Below are 12,936 nucleotides of genomic sequence, written 5' to 3'. Positions count from 1 at the left end.
TCGAGGTCGATCTAGCGGACCCGCAAGCCGATGAATGACCGGCGCATCCCCGACCATGCGGAAGCCGCAGCGCGCATCCTGACACAGGCAGCAAAGCGCATCCGTGAGGGCGAGAACGTCCGGGACGTGTGCCTGCCGCTTATCGACATTGTGACGGCCCTTAGCGGGAGGATTTAGCGGTGATTGCGCAAATCCCAAGTCGGAATGCCAGCGGCCTGCAATCTCCCCAGCATATCGGCAGTTCCCCTTCCTCCGGGAAAAGCAATTGCCGCGTCGGGGGTGCCTTCATCGATCATACGCTGGTTACGCAATGGACCTGCTCGCTTTCCGTGCGTCTTCCAGTCTGCATTGAAAGTGGCGACCGGGATGCCGTTATCCCATCCCCATTCCGCACACAGTCGGTCAGCTCCATCGGCACCACCTTGTATCAGTGCAGTGATGCCGTGCTTGCGGTGAACGGCGGAAAGTGCCCGAGTTACAAGGGCAAAATCCCCGAAATCACGACCGCCTGTGACCACGATTTTCATGGCTTTTCCATACCACAAGCCTGCATGAAGGGGAATCCCCATGACCGCGTTTGACGCTGCGTTGAAGGTCATCCTCAAGCACGAGGGCGGTTGGGTAAATAATCCTCGGGATCCCGGTGGTGAAACTTGCCTTGGGGTCACCAAGCGCACGTGGCAGCAATGGACGGGCCGCATCGACGTAAACATGAAGGCCCTGACGCCTGCCAAGGTCGCACCGCTCTACAAGGCATGGTATTGGGACAAGGTGGGCGGCGATGATCTACCCGCGCCCATTGCCCTTTGCGCCTTCGACTTCGGCGTGAACGCTGGACCGGGCAGGGCGGTAAAGCTCCTGCAACTGATCGTCGGTGCCGAGCGTGACGGCCAGATGGGCCGCAAGACGCTACAAGCCACGCAACAGTACGTGCAGGCCCATGGCATCGCCAAGCTGGTCCGTGCCTACCAGAACGCGCGCCGGGACTACTACAAGGCGCTGGATACCTTCGACACGTTCGGACGGGGTTGGCTGCGTCGCGTCGATGCGGTGGAAACCGAAGCCCTAAGGCTCATCAAGTGACGGTCTGGCAATGGGCTGGACTACTCTTTGACGCCTGCGTCCTCGTCCTGATCGTCGCGCTCGTCTTTCTCATCTTGGGGGTGATATGAAAGCTCTGTCCTACCTGAAAGCCCGCCTTGCCGAAAAGTCCACGTGGGCAGGTGTCGGCGTGGCCATTACCGGCGCATCCGCACTGTCCGCGCCTTGGTCCTATGCCTTCGTGGCGGTGGGCGTGATCGCCTGCCTCGTGCCGTCCGGGAAAGCCGATGATTGACCTGCGCATCATCGCGGGCGCGGTCGGCCTGATCCTCGCTGCCTATGGCGGGTGGCAGGTGCGTTCCTGGCGCTGCGAAAGCCAGATTGCCGAGATCCAGCGCGAGGCCATGGAAGCCGAGGACGCGCTCCGGGCGCAGATGGAAGCCGCAGCGATCGATTACGAGACGTTCCGTGCTGGCAACGAAACTGCCGGGACGCGGACGCAAACCCAAATCCGCGAGGTGTATCGCAATGTCGAAGTTCCTGCTGACTGCGCCGCTCTGCCTGATGCTGTTGTCCTGCTCAACCGTGCGCGTGAAGCCGCCAACGGTTCGATTGCCAGCGAATCTGGCAGCGCCGTGCAAGGCGATTGAGCCACTGCCGAGCCCTTTCTCAGACCCGCTACGAAGCGAATGGGAGGCGGGCGTCCTGTATGCCTATGCTGACTGCGCAGCGCGTCATGCGGCTACGGTAAAGGCGGTGGAGGGTGCCGGGGACAGGTGAAACAGAACTTCACCCATCACCCGGTCTTGAGGCTGACCACTGGTTGCACAGTGTCAGCGAACCTCGTTGCTGCGGCGGGATTGGATTTGAACCAATGCCTGACCCGGCGCGCTACCCGCACCAGCGCTCTATCCAACTGAGCTACGCCGCCGCAGCTCGCACACTCTATCACATTCCAGCGCTATGTGAATCCCTGTTTGACGATCACGAAAGCCCTGTCCACTAACATCAAGCTAGTTTGATGATCGCCTGTGAACGACTAAGGGCGGCGCGACCGGGAACCCCCTGTCCTTCGCCGCCCTTGCAGTCATCTCGGAGTGCCGTGGCTGTCCGAGCGACCTAGCCCGATACATGGCACTGTGCGCACAGTGTTGCCCATGTAGAGCGGGAACCTCAAATTAGTGACCCGGCACAGTGTGCTTCACTACTCGGTCGATCAAGCCTTTCGCATCGAGAGGCAGGCCGGGTTCTATGCGTCCCCTATACCACAGGCGGGGGCGTAGGGGAATCCTCTATCAGCTTCTGAATGCCGCGCATGGTGTCAGTGGCTGGTGCCTTGCTGTATTGCGCCGCCTTGGCGATGCGGAGGCATTCGGTCAGGGCTGTACGCCTTGCCTCTGCCAGCGCGGCTTCGAGCGCTTCGATGCGGGCGTCTCGTGGTTCAACAGGCCGCATGTGCCAAAGCATGGCCTTCGCCCTATTATACTCATACGTGCAGCCTTCATTTCGACAGTAATATCCGATCCCCGGCGCATGAGCGCAGGTCTCCCAGCAGCCGTTGCAGACGATTCCGCCCACCAGATCATCAGCCATTTCCGGCCTCCTTTGCGCGAAGGGCTGCTTCGGCCAGTGCAAGGGCGGGGTGCATCCCTCTACCATGCGCCCAATCTTCTTGGCCCGCATCACATTCAGACAGCCTGGAAAGATCAGCGGAGAATTGAGACCGCGCGGCATGACTGCGCATTTCCCAAGCTGTCCAGTTGTCAGGAATGAGCATCAACGCAGCGTCGGTCCATGCTTCGGCGTCGAGGAAGCGGCGGAAGCGGTCACACTTCCGGCATGTGTCGTCCTCGCGTTCCGGTGGGTAGCCCCCGTGATGGATGGACAGCCACGCCTCTTCCAGCGCCTCTCTCGGATTGGTCATGGGCGGGTGTCCTTTGCGCGAAGGGCTTCGTAAGCGGTGATGGCGGCGGTGGCGGCAGGCTGCTTGTGCTCCCACGATCCATCCACGACAGCCTGCGCAACTTCTTCATCCGAGAAGCCTCCAATCTCGGCGCGTCGGATCGCCCGTGCCACAGCTTCCACCACATCCCCGCTCGGCTGCGCAGATTTACGCATCGCGGCCAGCATCTTTCCCGATTTTAGGATATTTGGTGGGACTTCCAAACAGTTCTGTGCGGGGGCGTAGGGCTCGCTCGGCTGCTGGACGGGGACAAGCTGGCTGGTGCGGTAGAGGTGTACGAGCCGATCTTTAAGCTGCTCAAGCGGTTCGTTGTATTTCGATCCGCCCGAGTAATAGCGGATATCGTCTTCGGTCTTCTCGGCCGCCTTGCTCAACCGCTCCAGTTCGTTCGGGTCAATCATGGGGTTCCTTCGGGCTTGTAGGCGATGATGTCGAGGAGGGGGTCATTCTCCTCCCAAGGCCATTCTTCGCATTTGGCTTGGCGGGTTATCTCTGTGCCGTTGCGGAACAGCATGGTGACACGAATTTTGCCGTCTATTGGACATTCGCCGCCATCATGCTCGATCCACCCTTCCGCCTTCATCGCTTCACTGAGCATCGGGGGTCGCCTTGAGGGCTTCCATCGCCGGTTCAAGCATCGCGCGGTAGATGATTACGGCCCGCGTTCCCTTGCTGGGCACATGGTCTAGATGCTTCATTTCGCCTTCGTCCCGAAGCCATTGCGGGATCGGCTTGCCGCATCGATCAAGGTGCTGGAATATCTCGCGCGGCGTCCTGCATCCCATATCGAAGGCCAACATGAGGTCGCGGGCCAGACCGGACCAAGCTGCCTCCCGCGGTGTCCACAACGCTTCCCGCAGCTTCCGCTCACGATCCTCGAATGCGGATTGAATGACCCTTGCCGCGTAGCATTCTGTCTCACCGGGAATTGACTCCCCGCCGTATGCTTCAACGGCTCGGCGGAACAACTCCACCGCCCACTGTTCCAGCTTGGTCCTGTTATTGGTCATGGGGGGTTCCTTCGATGGGAGTGATGGGCGCATCCACGATCAGACTGTTGTAGAGTGCTTCCGCTGCCTTCAGTCCCGGCATGTTTACGGCAGGGCACCAGTTAGGCGTGTCCCATCGCGTATCACCAACGCGCTTGCGCTCTGGCAGAGACGGGTGCTGGCAATATACATCGTGCCCGCTGTCGCCTTGAACGCGGTATCTCTCGCTGATTACGTGGCGGCAACTGGAGCAAGTCGCTTTGATGTTGATGCGCGGGCCATCTCGCCCCGCCGCTATCTCTTCCGCTGTCATGCTTCACCTGCCGGTGGGGTGGGGAGAGCGTAGGCAAGGGCGGCATCTGCGACCTTAAAGGCGTCCCCGACGCGGGACTGAACGCCTGCATAAAGACCGAGCATGCCTCGAATAAGCGTCATGTCCTCCGTAAGTTTGGCTGCGACCTCCCCGCGCTCTGCTTGCTGGCGGATCGCATCATCGATCGTGATGAACTCCGCAACGATCTCAAGTATCGTGTCGCTGAACCACTCGCACTGTTCCGTCTGCCATGCCTCAAGGCGCTGACGGGTGCTTTCAGGGTATGTAGCGAGGCTTTCTCGTGCTGCCTTCTCGTTGGAAAGATAGCGAGCGATACGGGCTTCCCGAGCCTCCTGGCTCACAGGTACATCAGTCATGGGGTGACTCCTTGGGTTGGTGGGCGGTCAGGTCAGGAGCAAGGCGATTGCCATTTGCGTCACGGGAGTTAGGCGACAGCAATTTCGCCAGTTTCCAGCTTTCCCGATCATTTGCCTGCGACATGGGAAAAATCGCCGCCATCGCTGCAAACCTGATAGCAGCATGCAGATCACCGATCTCGGTTGGGAGCATTTCGCGTGCCGTTTTGCCCTCGTATTCGGCATTATCAGGACCGGGAGCATCAAGACCAAAGCGCATTGCCTTGCCGATCAACTTGAGGGTCTCGCCCATCTCTTCGACCATGATGCCGAGCGCGTATCGTTCGGTCTTATCCATGGCGGGCCTCCTTGATTGCTGCACGGGAAACCGTGACGACGTATTCAACGCCATCGGAGAGCGGCAAGGGGTGTCGCTGTCGCTATAGGCTTCCATCACGGTGACGGCCCGCTTCTGTGCCTCCGTCATCCCCTTCACGATATCTTCAGCTTTGGTCATGGCTTGTCCTTTGGGGTGTGCTTTTACGGACGCATTCCGTGCGCATCGAGAAATTCGGCCCTCGCCCATTCACGCGTATAGTCCGACGCATTCGGGCAGCGTGCGATTTCCGTGAAGTCATAGTCCCGGCATGGGTTTCGGCCCGTGACCGAACAGTGGCGGCAATAATCAACGCCCGAGCGGGCGCGTCGCGAAGTAGCCTCCCAAGTCATGACAGCACCGCCTGCATGGCCCACACCACGCCATCGCGATAAGCCTTCACCCAACGCTTTGCAGCATCGCTGCTGGCGGCGGTGTAAACAGGGCCGCGGTTGGGAAAGCGAGGGTCGCAAACGTCCACGCCGCAATCGGTGCGGGGCTTGAACTGATAGCCGAAATAGGTCTGCATGGTCTTAATCCTTGATTGGGTAACCGATATCCCTTATATCTACCCGATATCGGAAACAGTCAATAGGCGATATCGCAAATGAGCGGGCTTGCAGAAAAAAAGATATCGGATAGTCAGTCCCGCATGGGACGCCCACCGCTCGGAGTCGTTGCAACCGTGGTTCGGTTGTCGCCTGATCTACTTGCCCGCATCGATGCGCTGGCAGGACCGGGAAAGCGCGCCGACTTCATCCGCAAAGCCGTGGAAGCAGAACTGGCACGGCGAGAGCGCGAAGGCTGACCCCACACGCAGGCGCTTCAACCATTGTCCGTCTCCTTGAGGGCTGCGAGGGCTTTCCAAGACATCTGCATGGGGCAGGTCATCACAGGCGGATTTGCACCACTGCAATCACCGTTGCAGACCGGACAGCCAAACGACCGAAACACCTCCAACGCCTCCACCAGCGCACGATGATCTGCGAGGGGTTGCGTGCGGTGGCGTGTGTTCCATGCGGCGATGGCTTCCGCTTCGGTGTCTTGGCGATGGGTCACGACGCCGCAAGCGCAACGTACTCGCCATGCATCATCGGAATACGTGGATTTGATCGGTAGCGGGGCTGTAGTCGAGACGCACCACGGGTTCGGGCACGGCTTGAGTTCAACCGGCGTAGTCTCGGGGGTGCTCATGCGCTCTCTCCTGGAGCCTTGGGTGGGGGTGGAGGTGGAAGGGCTGCACCTGTGGCGCGGGCGATGGCGGCGCGCATGGATTGAACCTGCGCAGTCTCACCCATCAGCGGGGCAAGCAGCTTCACCGCGAATTGCAGCTCTGCAAGCAGTTCCGGTGCGGCGGCTATCAGGTCAGCATCCGCAGGCTTGGCAACCAGCGCGACTGCTTGTGACGATGGACGGAAGGCTGCCTGAATTTCGGCATACTCGGCCTTGTCGATGCGGAGCCACGGCCCCGGCGTGTGCCCACCCTCGGGCGCGTCAGGTGCTTGGGTCATGCTGGAATGGGCGAGATGGCCCAAATCAGCTTGCGGCAAACTTGCGGTAATCGCTGGCGATATTCCCGATTCGTTCGCGGGTTGTTCAGGGTGAACGGAACGCGGCATATGGCGGAAATCCTTGCTTTCCCAGCGCCGTCCAAGCCTTCCCAAGCTTACGACGAGGGTTCGATTCCCTTCACCCGCTCCAGCGACTTCAGAGGTTTAGCGAGCGGAAGTGCCGAGCCTTCCGACGTCATCCCGGTCGCAATTCCGACAAGCCCTGCCGCGGAAGCGCGGCTAGCGGCTCTCTCTCTGCATCTCGTCTCACCCGCGTCGGTCGACTTCCCGGAAGTCATAGAAAATCTTGGCGGTGCCTAAAGAATGCGTGTTGGCGCGAGGTTGGTGCGGGGCCTAAAGGCTGGGCTGTCCGCATGGCGGACCGCGGCTTTTGATGGATGTCAGCTTGCTCCGCGTCACCAACGGCTAAAGCGCGCGAAACGGTGCCGTTGTCGCCGATTTCGTGATCCGTGGCGGGAGAAACGAAATGTACGAGCGTGACTTGCAGTTTACGGGGGCGGCATGAAGCGGGCCCTCATCATCCGCCACGTGCCCTACGAAGGCGTCGCCGGTTTTCGGCAGCCGATCGAGGATGCCGGATACGAGGTCGACCGCATCGATGTGGCCGATCCGGCGTTCTCCAGCCTGGACCTGCGCGAGCCCGACCTGCTGATCATGATGGGCGGGCCGATGGGCGTCTACGAGCAGGATCGCCATCCCTGGATCGCCTGCCAGCTGCGCCGGTTGCGCCAGCGGCTGGAGGCCGACCGACCGACGCTGGGCGTCTGCTTCGGCGCGCAGATGATGGCCGCGGCCCTTGGGGCGGAAGTCTATCCGGGGCCGGCGAAGGAAGTGGGCTTTCATCCGGTGCGCGTTCACGATCACGCGTTGGACGGACCATTGCGGCACATCGTCGACGTGCCCGTGCTCCACTGGCACGGCGATACCTTCACCGTGCCGGACAACGTCGAGTTGCTGGCGTCGAGCCATGTCTACGAACACCAGGCCTTCCGGCGCGGCAGGAACCTGCTGGCGTTGCAGTTCCATGCCGAGATGGGTGAGGACGAGCGGTTCAATGCCTGGATCGAGGAATGGCCCGAGTCGGTGATCGAGGCAGGCGGGACCGAGGCGGACCTGAGGCAGGCGCACGACCTGCACGGGCCGAGGGCCGTGGCGGCCGGGCGCCGGATGATCGGTGAATGGGTTGCCGGGCTATCTTCCACGGCATGACGGGAACTCCCCGCTTGTCCCCGCGCTTGTTGCAGTGCACAATGACATGATGCGCATTGCCATCGTCGACGAAAGCGCCATGCGCGCGGCGGTTATCCAGGAAGGGCTGGCCGCGATCGGCGAGTGCGAGATCTTCGTCGTGACCGAAAGGCGCGGACTGGTCGCCCGCATCGGCGAGATCGCGCCCGATATCGTGCTGATGGATCTCGGCAACCCGTCGCGCGACGTTCTCGAGGAGTACTTCGCGGTGAGCCGCGTGCTCGACCGGCCGATTGCAATGTTCGTTGACGAATCGGACGAGGAATCGATCGCCGCTTCGGTCGACGCGGGAGTTTCGGCCTATGTGGTGGACGGGCTTGCGCCCCACCGCATACGCCCGCTGCTCGATCTGGCGGTGCGGCGGTTCAACGCCTTTGCGCGGTTGCAGGCGGATCTTGCCGACGCGCAGAGCCAGCTTGCCCAGCGCGACGCGATCGACAAGGCCAAGCGCATCCTGATGGACAGCCGGGGGCTTTCCGAACCCCAGGCCTATGCCGAACTGCGCAAGGCGGCGATGAACCAGAGCAAGCGGATCGCCGATATCGCCGAAGCCGTTGTCACGGCGCACAAGCTCATGGGAGGCGAATGATGGGCGCGGAACTCGCGATAGGCTTTCTGCCGCTGGTCGATGCGTGCCTGCCGATCCTGGCGCGCGAACATGGCTTTGCCGAGGCGGAAGGAATCTCGCTGAAGCTCGTTCGCGACATGAGCTGGGCGACGGTGCTGGACCGCCTGCTCTATGGCCACAGCGATGCCGCGCACCTCGTCGCGCCGCTTGCGATTGCGACGACGCTGGGGCGGGGACGTCCCGCGGTGCCGCTTTCGGTGCCATTCGTGCTCGGGCTGAACGGCAATGCGATCACCATGCGCACCGCACTGGCCGAGAGGGTTTGCCCGGCGGGAAGGCTGGGCGATCCGCGTGCCGTGGGCGCGGCCTTGAAGGACGTGGCCGCCGAGCGCAAGGCGGCGGGCAATCCGCTGCGCTTCGGCGTGGTGCATCGCTATTCCAGCCACAACTACATGCTGCGCTACTGGCTTGCCGCATGCGGCATCCGACCGGACAAGGACGTGGAGATCGCGACGGTGGCGCCGCCGTTCTGTTCCGACGCGCTGGAAGCCGGCGAGGTGGACGTCATTTGCGTCGGGGAGCCGTGGAACTCGGTGGCGGTAGAGCGGGGCGCGGGCCGGATCGTGCTCGTGACGGCGCAGATCTGGCGACGCGGCGTGGAGAAGGTGCTGGCTTTGCGCGAGCCCGTCCTCAAGGAGCGGCGCGGCGAGGTCGAAGCCTTGCTGCGGGCGCTGGTGGCAGCGGCGCGGCACTTCGTTTCCCCTGAAAACTGGGATTCGAACGCAGCGATTCTGGCGCGACCTGAGTACCTTGATGGTTCGCCAAGCCTGATAAGGCGTGCCATTTCGGATCGAATCCTGCTGGCGCGCGGGGGGGAGCCGGTCCATTATCCGGACTTCATGTTCCAGCATCGCGAGGCGGCCAATTTCCCGTGGGTGAGCCAGGCCGAGTGGCTCTATACCCAGATGGTGCGTTGGGAAGGCATGGAATTCGATCCGGAAATGGCGCGCAAGGCGGCGCGCGTGTTCCGGCCCGATGTCTACCGCAGTGCACTACTGGGGTCGGGAGAGCCTTTGCCCGGGGCAAGTTCGAAGGTCGAGGGCAGCCTTGGAGGGCTGACTTCGGTGGGGACGCAGCAAGGGGTCATGACGTTGGAAAACAATCAGTTTTTCGATGGTCGGGCGTTTGATCCCCATGATCTTCAGGGCTATCTCGCAAGTCAGGCGTGAACGCCTGATTCTGTTGCACTGCAAAAAGAACTTTACGTGGCGAATGCGAATCGCTTAGGTTCCCGGTTGTCGCGACCATGCGTTCCAAGGACGGAGCGCAATTTACCGGACGCGGCTGACTGACATTGCGTGGCAACGACGCCGCCCGATTCAGGCCCCATGCGGGGCCGGTCGAGGCGGCTTTTTTGCGTGCGCGAAGCGAAGGAACGGCCGGTGGTGAAACCCTGTTCAGCGCAGAAGCAACGAGGCGATCAGCGCCGCGCCGAGCAATGCGCTGACGATCTGCCAGAAACGGACCGGATCCCGCTCGATCAGGGGTATGTCCCGCTTCGGGCCGCTGGCAAGCGTTCCGCCGCCTTCGAGCGCACGCAGGAGTTCGATCACGTCACCGAAACGCTTGTCCCGGTCGGGCTGGATCGCGGTGAGGATCGCGTCATCGAGCCAGCTGGGAATTTCCGGACGGTGGCGAGAGGGCGGTGCAGGGCGGTTGAATCGCGGCCGCTGGAAGGCCTCCTGTTCGCCAAACGGCCACTTGCCGGTGAACCAGCGGTAGAGGGTGACGCCGAGCGCAAACTGGTCGGTCAGGGCATCGCCGGCGTTGCCTTCGAACTGTTCGGGGGCCATGAAACCCGGCGTTCCGGGGATTTCGTCGGCGTGGAAATCCTCGACCTTCGGCAGTCGCGCGACGCCGAGATCGATGAGGCGCAGGCCGCCGTCGGCAGTCAGGATCGCATTGTCGGGCTTGATGTCGCGGTGGACGACTTCAAGGCGATGCAGGGCAGCAACCCCGCGCGTCAGCTTGATCGCTGTGTCGAGCGCGGTGCGCAGCGAGGGCAGGCCGCGTTCCAGCCGCTGGGCCATGGTCTCGCCTTCGAGAAACGGCTGGACGCCGTAGAGCGCGCTCTGGCGATCTGGCCGGACCGGGTGCGCTGCCAGGATGAACGGGCTCGATACACGCTGGGCGAGCAGCATTTCGCGTGCGAACGCCAGGCGGAGCGCCCGGTCGGACAGGATTTCTCGGCGCGGGAACTTCAGCACCACGCGGCTACCGTCCTCGCAATCGGTGGCGATCAGAAGGACGGCATGGCGCCCTTCGGAGAGGATGCGTTCGGCGCGAAAGCCGTCAATGCTTTCGCCGGGGCGGGGCGGGTCGGCGAAGGGCAGGGCGGAGAGGCCTGCGAGGATGCCGTCGTGATCGGGGGCGGGCAGTCGGACGATGTCGAGGACGACGGCTGTGGCATTGTCGCGGCCGCCCGCGGCGATGGCGGCTTCGGCAAGCGCTTCGGCGGTCGCTTCTGCGCTGGCGCTTTCGGCAAGGATGGCGGCGATCCGCTTTGCCGAAAGGACGGCGTGGATGCCGTCGGTCGTGAGGACCAGGCGGTCGTGCTCGGCAAGTTCGAGATCGGAGTGGTCGAGCCGCAGTTCGGGTTCGATCCCGAGCGCGCGGATGAGCACGTGATTCAGATCGGGTTCGGGGCGCGTATGGTCGGCGGTGAGGCAGGTCAGGCGCCCGCCGGAGTAGCGCCACGCGCGGCTGTCGCCGACGTGGACCAGGTGGGCGCGGCGACCGCGCAGCGCAATTGCGGTGAATGTCGTGGCACTGTTCGCCATCGTTTCGCCGCGGCCCTGGGCGTGAAGCCAGCGGTTGTAGGCGGCGAGCGGCGCCTGCATCGCGCGCGCTGGCCCCAGCGTGCCGGGCATCGCATAGAAGCCTTCGATCAGCGCGCGAACCGCCAGTTCCGCTGCTGCCCGCCCCTCGCGCCCGCCCGACACGCCATCGGCAATGGCCGCCACCGCACCGTGGCGGGCCCGTTCCAGCGCCGTGCCCAGATGCACGCCGCCGAAATCCTGATTGTCGGCTCGCGGTCCGGTCAGGCTCGAGAAGCCTGCCGCCACCACGAGTTCGCCACTTCCACGCATCGCCCGATCCCGCTCCTCGCATGTACGGGCGCAACGCCCGCCCGCGTGAGGATCGGTTCGGAGAGCTTCCAGTCAAGTCCAGGGAGGACAAGGCAATGGCATCGTCCGCAATGACACTGAACACACCCAGAATTCCGGTCGGAAAGTCGTTCTGGCAATCCGGCCACCGCCCGACGCTGTTCGCGGCGTTCCTCTATTTCGACATCGCCTTCATGGTCTGGGTGATCCTCGGCCCGCTGGCGCCGATCATCTCGAAGGAGCTGGGGCTGGACCCCGCACAGAAGGGGATGATGGTGGCGGTGCCAACGCTGGCGGGCGCGGTCATCCGCCTCGTCAACGGGCTGCTGGTCGACCGCATCGGCCCCAAGCGCACGGGCATCATCAGCCAGGTGGTGGTCATCGCGGGCATGTTCGCCGCGTGGTGGTTCGGGATTTCGTCCTACGAGGGGACGCTGGCGCTTGGCGTGATCCTCGGCTTTGCCGGGGCGAGCTTCGCGGTCTCGCTGCCGCTGGCGAGCCGGTGGTATCCGCCCGAGCACCAGGGCAAGGCCATGGGCATTGCCGGCATGGGCAATTCGGGCACGGTCTTCGCCTCGCTCTTCGCGGCCTTGCTGGCCAAGTCGTTCGGCTGGACCAATGTCTTCGGCCTGGCGCTGATCCCGCTGGTCGCGGTCTTCGCGTTCTATCTCGTCGCGGCCAAGGACAGCCCCGAACAACCGGAGCCCAAGCCGCTTTCGGCCTATGCCTCGGTGCTGAAGGAGCAGGACGCATGGTGGTTCATGCTGTTCTACTTCGTGACCTTTGGCGGCTTCGTCGGCCTGTCCAGTTCGCTGCCGACGTTCTTTGCCGACAGCTTTGGCGTGACGCCGGTGATCGCCGGGTATTGCACGGCGGCGGCGGTGTTCATGGGCTCGATGCTGCGGCCGCTGGGTGGCGCGCTTGCCGACCGCTTCGGCGGCATCCGCACCCTTTCGGTCGTCTACGTGGTGGCCGGTGCCCTGCTGGCGGTTATCGCCGCTGTTTCCACCCAGGGACTGGCGCTGGCCATTGCGCTGTTCGTGGCGGTGATGGGGACGCTGGGCGTGGGCAACGGTGCGGTTTTCCAGCTCGTGCCGCAACGGTTCCGCAAGGAGATCGGTGTGATGACCGGGCTCGTAGGCTTCGGGGGCGGCGTTGGCGGTTTCTACCTCGCATCGTCGCTGGGCGCGATCAAGAAGGCCACCGGCAGCGCCTCGCTCGGCTTCCTGATCTTCGCTGCCCTCGCGGTGGTCGCGCTGGTCGGCCTGACGGCAGTCAAGCGCCGCTGGCGGACGACCTGGGGCGCAGCGCTGGGCGGCGCGCGCATCTGACCGCTGACGTACC

20 protein-coding genes and 2 tRNA genes are annotated in these 12,936 nt (G+C 63.2%); 9 read left to right on the top strand and 13 right to left on the bottom strand.

The window, feature by feature from the left end; all coding sequences use genetic code 11:
- Positions 1–173 precede the first annotated feature (173 nt).
- Entirely contained in the window at positions 174–527 is a 354-nt protein-coding gene (locus SARO_RS20720; protein ID WP_011446625.1) for a DUF2493 domain-containing protein, read from the bottom strand.
- Between the two features lie 40 nt (positions 528–567).
- Here SARO_RS20720 and SARO_RS15125 point away from each other — a divergent pair, with 40 nt between their 5' ends.
- The 3 genes from SARO_RS15125 to SARO_RS15120 all read left to right on the top strand — a co-directional run bounded on the left by SARO_RS15125 (position 568) and on the right by SARO_RS15120 (position 1,691).
- Positions 568–1,083 carry a glycoside hydrolase family 108 protein gene (locus SARO_RS15125; protein WP_011446624.1) on the top strand — a complete coding sequence of 172 codons (516 nt, stop codon included), beginning with the start codon at positions 568–570 and terminating at the stop codon, positions 1,081–1,083.
- 85 nt (positions 1,084–1,168) lie between these two features.
- Complete coding sequence (locus SARO_RS21185; protein ID WP_157042445.1) at positions 1,169–1,336, top strand: hypothetical protein; 168 nt, start codon at positions 1,169–1,171, stop codon at positions 1,334–1,336.
- On the top strand, positions 1,329–1,691 hold the full coding sequence (locus SARO_RS15120; RefSeq protein WP_011446623.1) for a hypothetical protein: 363 nt from the start codon (positions 1,329–1,331) through the stop codon (positions 1,689–1,691). Before SARO_RS21185 ends, SARO_RS15120 begins: the two co-directional genes overlap by 8 nt.
- 200 nt (positions 1,692–1,891) lie before the next feature.
- On the opposite strand, the gene SARO_RS15115 is transcribed toward SARO_RS15120, so the two are convergent.
- From SARO_RS15115 to SARO_RS15080, 9 genes are all read right to left on the bottom strand, one after another.
- Positions 1,892–1,974, bottom strand: a tRNA-OTHER gene (locus SARO_RS15115).
- 327 nt (positions 1,975–2,301) lie between these two features.
- The gene (locus SARO_RS15110) at positions 2,302–2,634 is read right to left on the bottom strand and encodes a hypothetical protein (RefSeq protein ID WP_143004926.1); all 333 of its coding nucleotides are present in this window, start codon (positions 2,632–2,634) and stop codon (positions 2,302–2,304) included.
- Positions 2,627–2,965 (bottom strand): hypothetical protein, encoded by a 339-nt coding sequence (locus SARO_RS21180; RefSeq protein ID WP_143004925.1) that lies wholly within the window; start codon positions 2,963–2,965, stop codon positions 2,627–2,629. Before SARO_RS21180 ends, SARO_RS15110 begins: the two co-directional genes overlap by 8 nt.
- Entirely contained in the window at positions 2,962–3,405 is a 444-nt protein-coding gene (locus SARO_RS15105) for a hypothetical protein (RefSeq protein ID WP_011446621.1), read from the bottom strand. Before SARO_RS15105 ends, SARO_RS21180 begins: the two co-directional genes overlap by 4 nt.
- Entirely contained in the window at positions 3,402–3,602 is a 201-nt protein-coding gene (locus SARO_RS15100) for a hypothetical protein (protein WP_011446620.1), read from the bottom strand. The genes SARO_RS15105 and SARO_RS15100 overlap by 4 nt, the downstream gene beginning before the upstream one ends.
- Positions 3,592–4,014: a hypothetical protein gene (locus SARO_RS15095; protein WP_041550455.1), complete on the bottom strand. Its 423-nt coding sequence runs from the start codon at positions 4,012–4,014 to the stop codon at positions 3,592–3,594. The genes SARO_RS15100 and SARO_RS15095 overlap by 11 nt, the downstream gene beginning before the upstream one ends.
- A gap of 288 nt (positions 4,015–4,302) precedes the next feature.
- Positions 4,303–4,683 carry a hypothetical protein gene (locus SARO_RS15090; protein WP_011446617.1) on the bottom strand — a complete coding sequence of 127 codons (381 nt, stop codon included), beginning with the start codon at positions 4,681–4,683 and terminating at the stop codon, positions 4,303–4,305.
- Positions 4,676–5,179 carry a hypothetical protein gene (locus SARO_RS15085; RefSeq protein ID WP_041550453.1) on the bottom strand — a complete coding sequence of 168 codons (504 nt, stop codon included), beginning with the start codon at positions 5,177–5,179 and terminating at the stop codon, positions 4,676–4,678. The genes SARO_RS15090 and SARO_RS15085 overlap by 8 nt, the downstream gene beginning before the upstream one ends.
- A gap of 208 nt (positions 5,180–5,387) precedes the next feature.
- Entirely contained in the window at positions 5,388–5,567 is a 180-nt protein-coding gene (locus SARO_RS15080; protein WP_041550451.1) for a hypothetical protein, read from the bottom strand.
- 78 nt (positions 5,568–5,645) lie between these two features.
- Here SARO_RS15080 and SARO_RS21175 point away from each other — a divergent pair, with 78 nt between their 5' ends.
- The gene (locus SARO_RS21175; RefSeq protein ID WP_143004924.1) at positions 5,646–5,846 is read left to right on the top strand and encodes a hypothetical protein; all 201 of its coding nucleotides are present in this window, start codon (positions 5,646–5,648) and stop codon (positions 5,844–5,846) included.
- A gap of 17 nt (positions 5,847–5,863) precedes the next feature.
- On the opposite strand, the gene SARO_RS21170 is transcribed toward SARO_RS21175, so the two are convergent.
- The gene (locus SARO_RS21170) at positions 5,864–6,232 is read right to left on the bottom strand and encodes a hypothetical protein (protein WP_143004923.1); all 369 of its coding nucleotides are present in this window, start codon (positions 6,230–6,232) and stop codon (positions 5,864–5,866) included.
- Positions 6,229–6,549, bottom strand: a complete 321-nt coding sequence (locus tag SARO_RS21165) for a hypothetical protein (RefSeq protein WP_143004922.1) — start codon at positions 6,547–6,549, stop codon at positions 6,229–6,231. Before SARO_RS21165 ends, SARO_RS21170 begins: the two co-directional genes overlap by 4 nt.
- 76 nt (positions 6,550–6,625) lie before the next feature.
- Here SARO_RS21165 and SARO_RS21160 point away from each other — a divergent pair.
- The 4 genes from SARO_RS21160 (at position 6,626) to SARO_RS15065 (ending at position 9,654) form a co-directional block, all read left to right on the top strand.
- Positions 6,626–6,739: transfer RNA gene (locus tag SARO_RS21160), tRNA-Gly, on the top strand.
- 371 nt (positions 6,740–7,110) lie between these two features.
- Entirely contained in the window at positions 7,111–7,818 is a 708-nt protein-coding gene (locus SARO_RS15075) for a glutamine amidotransferase (protein WP_011446613.1), read from the top strand.
- A 49-nt stretch (positions 7,819–7,867) separates the two neighbouring features.
- The gene (locus tag SARO_RS15070; RefSeq protein WP_041551305.1) at positions 7,868–8,446 is read left to right on the top strand and encodes an ANTAR domain-containing response regulator; all 579 of its coding nucleotides are present in this window, start codon (positions 7,868–7,870) and stop codon (positions 8,444–8,446) included.
- On the top strand, positions 8,446–9,654 hold the full coding sequence (locus SARO_RS15065; protein ID WP_011446611.1) for an ABC transporter substrate-binding protein: 1,209 nt from the start codon (positions 8,446–8,448) through the stop codon (positions 9,652–9,654). The genes SARO_RS15070 and SARO_RS15065 overlap by 1 nt, the downstream gene beginning before the upstream one ends.
- 228 nt (positions 9,655–9,882) lie before the next feature.
- On the opposite strand, the gene SARO_RS15060 is transcribed toward SARO_RS15065, so the two are convergent.
- Positions 9,883–11,574 (bottom strand): bifunctional protein-serine/threonine kinase/phosphatase, encoded by a 1,692-nt coding sequence (locus SARO_RS15060; protein WP_011446610.1) that lies wholly within the window; start codon positions 11,572–11,574, stop codon positions 9,883–9,885.
- 95 nt (positions 11,575–11,669) lie between these two features.
- On the opposite strand from SARO_RS15060, the gene SARO_RS15055 reads away from it, so the two are divergent.
- Positions 11,670–12,923, top strand: coding sequence for a nitrate/nitrite transporter (locus SARO_RS15055; RefSeq protein WP_011446609.1), 1,254 nt, complete (start codon positions 11,670–11,672; stop codon positions 12,921–12,923).
- The last annotated feature ends 13 nt before the right edge of the window (positions 12,924–12,936 follow it).

Origin of the sequence: Novosphingobium aromaticivorans DSM 12444 (assembly GCF_000013325.1) — a bacterium.
Classification (GTDB): domain Bacteria; phylum Pseudomonadota; class Alphaproteobacteria; order Sphingomonadales; family Sphingomonadaceae; genus Novosphingobium; species Novosphingobium aromaticivorans.
The sequence above is the reverse complement of the archived record's forward strand: the minus strand, read 5'-3'. Positions and strand labels throughout refer to the sequence as shown.

Bases quoted from the DNA above. Each gene is read 5' to 3' on its own strand.
- SARO_RS15060 (WP_011446610.1), bottom strand. From the start codon at position 11,574: ATGCGTGGAAGTGGCGAACTCGTGGTGGCGGCAGGCTTCTCGAGCCTG.
- SARO_RS15105 (WP_011446621.1), bottom strand. From the start codon at position 3,405: ATGATTGACCCGAACGAACTGGAGCGGTTGAGCAAGGCGGCCGAGAAG.
- SARO_RS15075 (WP_011446613.1), top strand. From the start codon at position 7,111: ATGAAGCGGGCCCTCATCATCCGCCACGTGCCCTACGAAGGCGTCGCC.
- SARO_RS21175 (WP_143004924.1), top strand. From the start codon at position 5,646: ATGAGCGGGCTTGCAGAAAAAAAGATATCGGATAGTCAGTCCCGCATG.
- SARO_RS21180 (WP_143004925.1), bottom strand. From the start codon at position 2,965: ATGACCAATCCGAGAGAGGCGCTGGAAGAGGCGTGGCTGTCCATCCAT.
- SARO_RS21185 (WP_157042445.1), top strand. From the start codon at position 1,169: ATGAAAGCTCTGTCCTACCTGAAAGCCCGCCTTGCCGAAAAGTCCACG.
- SARO_RS15055 (WP_011446609.1), top strand. From the start codon at position 11,670: ATGGCATCGTCCGCAATGACACTGAACACACCCAGAATTCCGGTCGGA.
- SARO_RS15110 (WP_143004926.1), bottom strand. From the start codon at position 2,634: ATGGCTGATGATCTGGTGGGCGGAATCGTCTGCAACGGCTGCTGGGAG.
- SARO_RS15070 (WP_041551305.1), top strand. From the start codon at position 7,868: ATGCGCATTGCCATCGTCGACGAAAGCGCCATGCGCGCGGCGGTTATC.
- SARO_RS15120 (WP_011446623.1), top strand. From the start codon at position 1,329: ATGATTGACCTGCGCATCATCGCGGGCGCGGTCGGCCTGATCCTCGCT.
- SARO_RS15125 (WP_011446624.1), top strand. From the start codon at position 568: ATGACCGCGTTTGACGCTGCGTTGAAGGTCATCCTCAAGCACGAGGGC.
- SARO_RS15100 (WP_011446620.1), bottom strand. From the start codon at position 3,602: ATGCTCAGTGAAGCGATGAAGGCGGAAGGGTGGATCGAGCATGATGGC.
- SARO_RS21170 (WP_143004923.1), bottom strand. From the start codon at position 6,232: ATGAGCACCCCCGAGACTACGCCGGTTGAACTCAAGCCGTGCCCGAAC.
- SARO_RS20720 (WP_011446625.1), bottom strand. From the start codon at position 527: ATGAAAATCGTGGTCACAGGCGGTCGTGATTTCGGGGATTTTGCCCTT.
- SARO_RS15095 (WP_041550455.1), bottom strand. From the start codon at position 4,014: ATGACCAATAACAGGACCAAGCTGGAACAGTGGGCGGTGGAGTTGTTC.
- SARO_RS15065 (WP_011446611.1), top strand. From the start codon at position 8,446: ATGGGCGCGGAACTCGCGATAGGCTTTCTGCCGCTGGTCGATGCGTGC.
- SARO_RS15080 (WP_041550451.1), bottom strand. From the start codon at position 5,567: ATGCAGACCTATTTCGGCTATCAGTTCAAGCCCCGCACCGATTGCGGC.
- SARO_RS15090 (WP_011446617.1), bottom strand. From the start codon at position 4,683: ATGACTGATGTACCTGTGAGCCAGGAGGCTCGGGAAGCCCGTATCGCT.
- SARO_RS15085 (WP_041550453.1), bottom strand. From the start codon at position 5,179: ATGACCAAAGCTGAAGATATCGTGAAGGGGATGACGGAGGCACAGAAG.
- SARO_RS21165 (WP_143004922.1), bottom strand. From the start codon at position 6,549: ATGACCCAAGCACCTGACGCGCCCGAGGGTGGGCACACGCCGGGGCCG.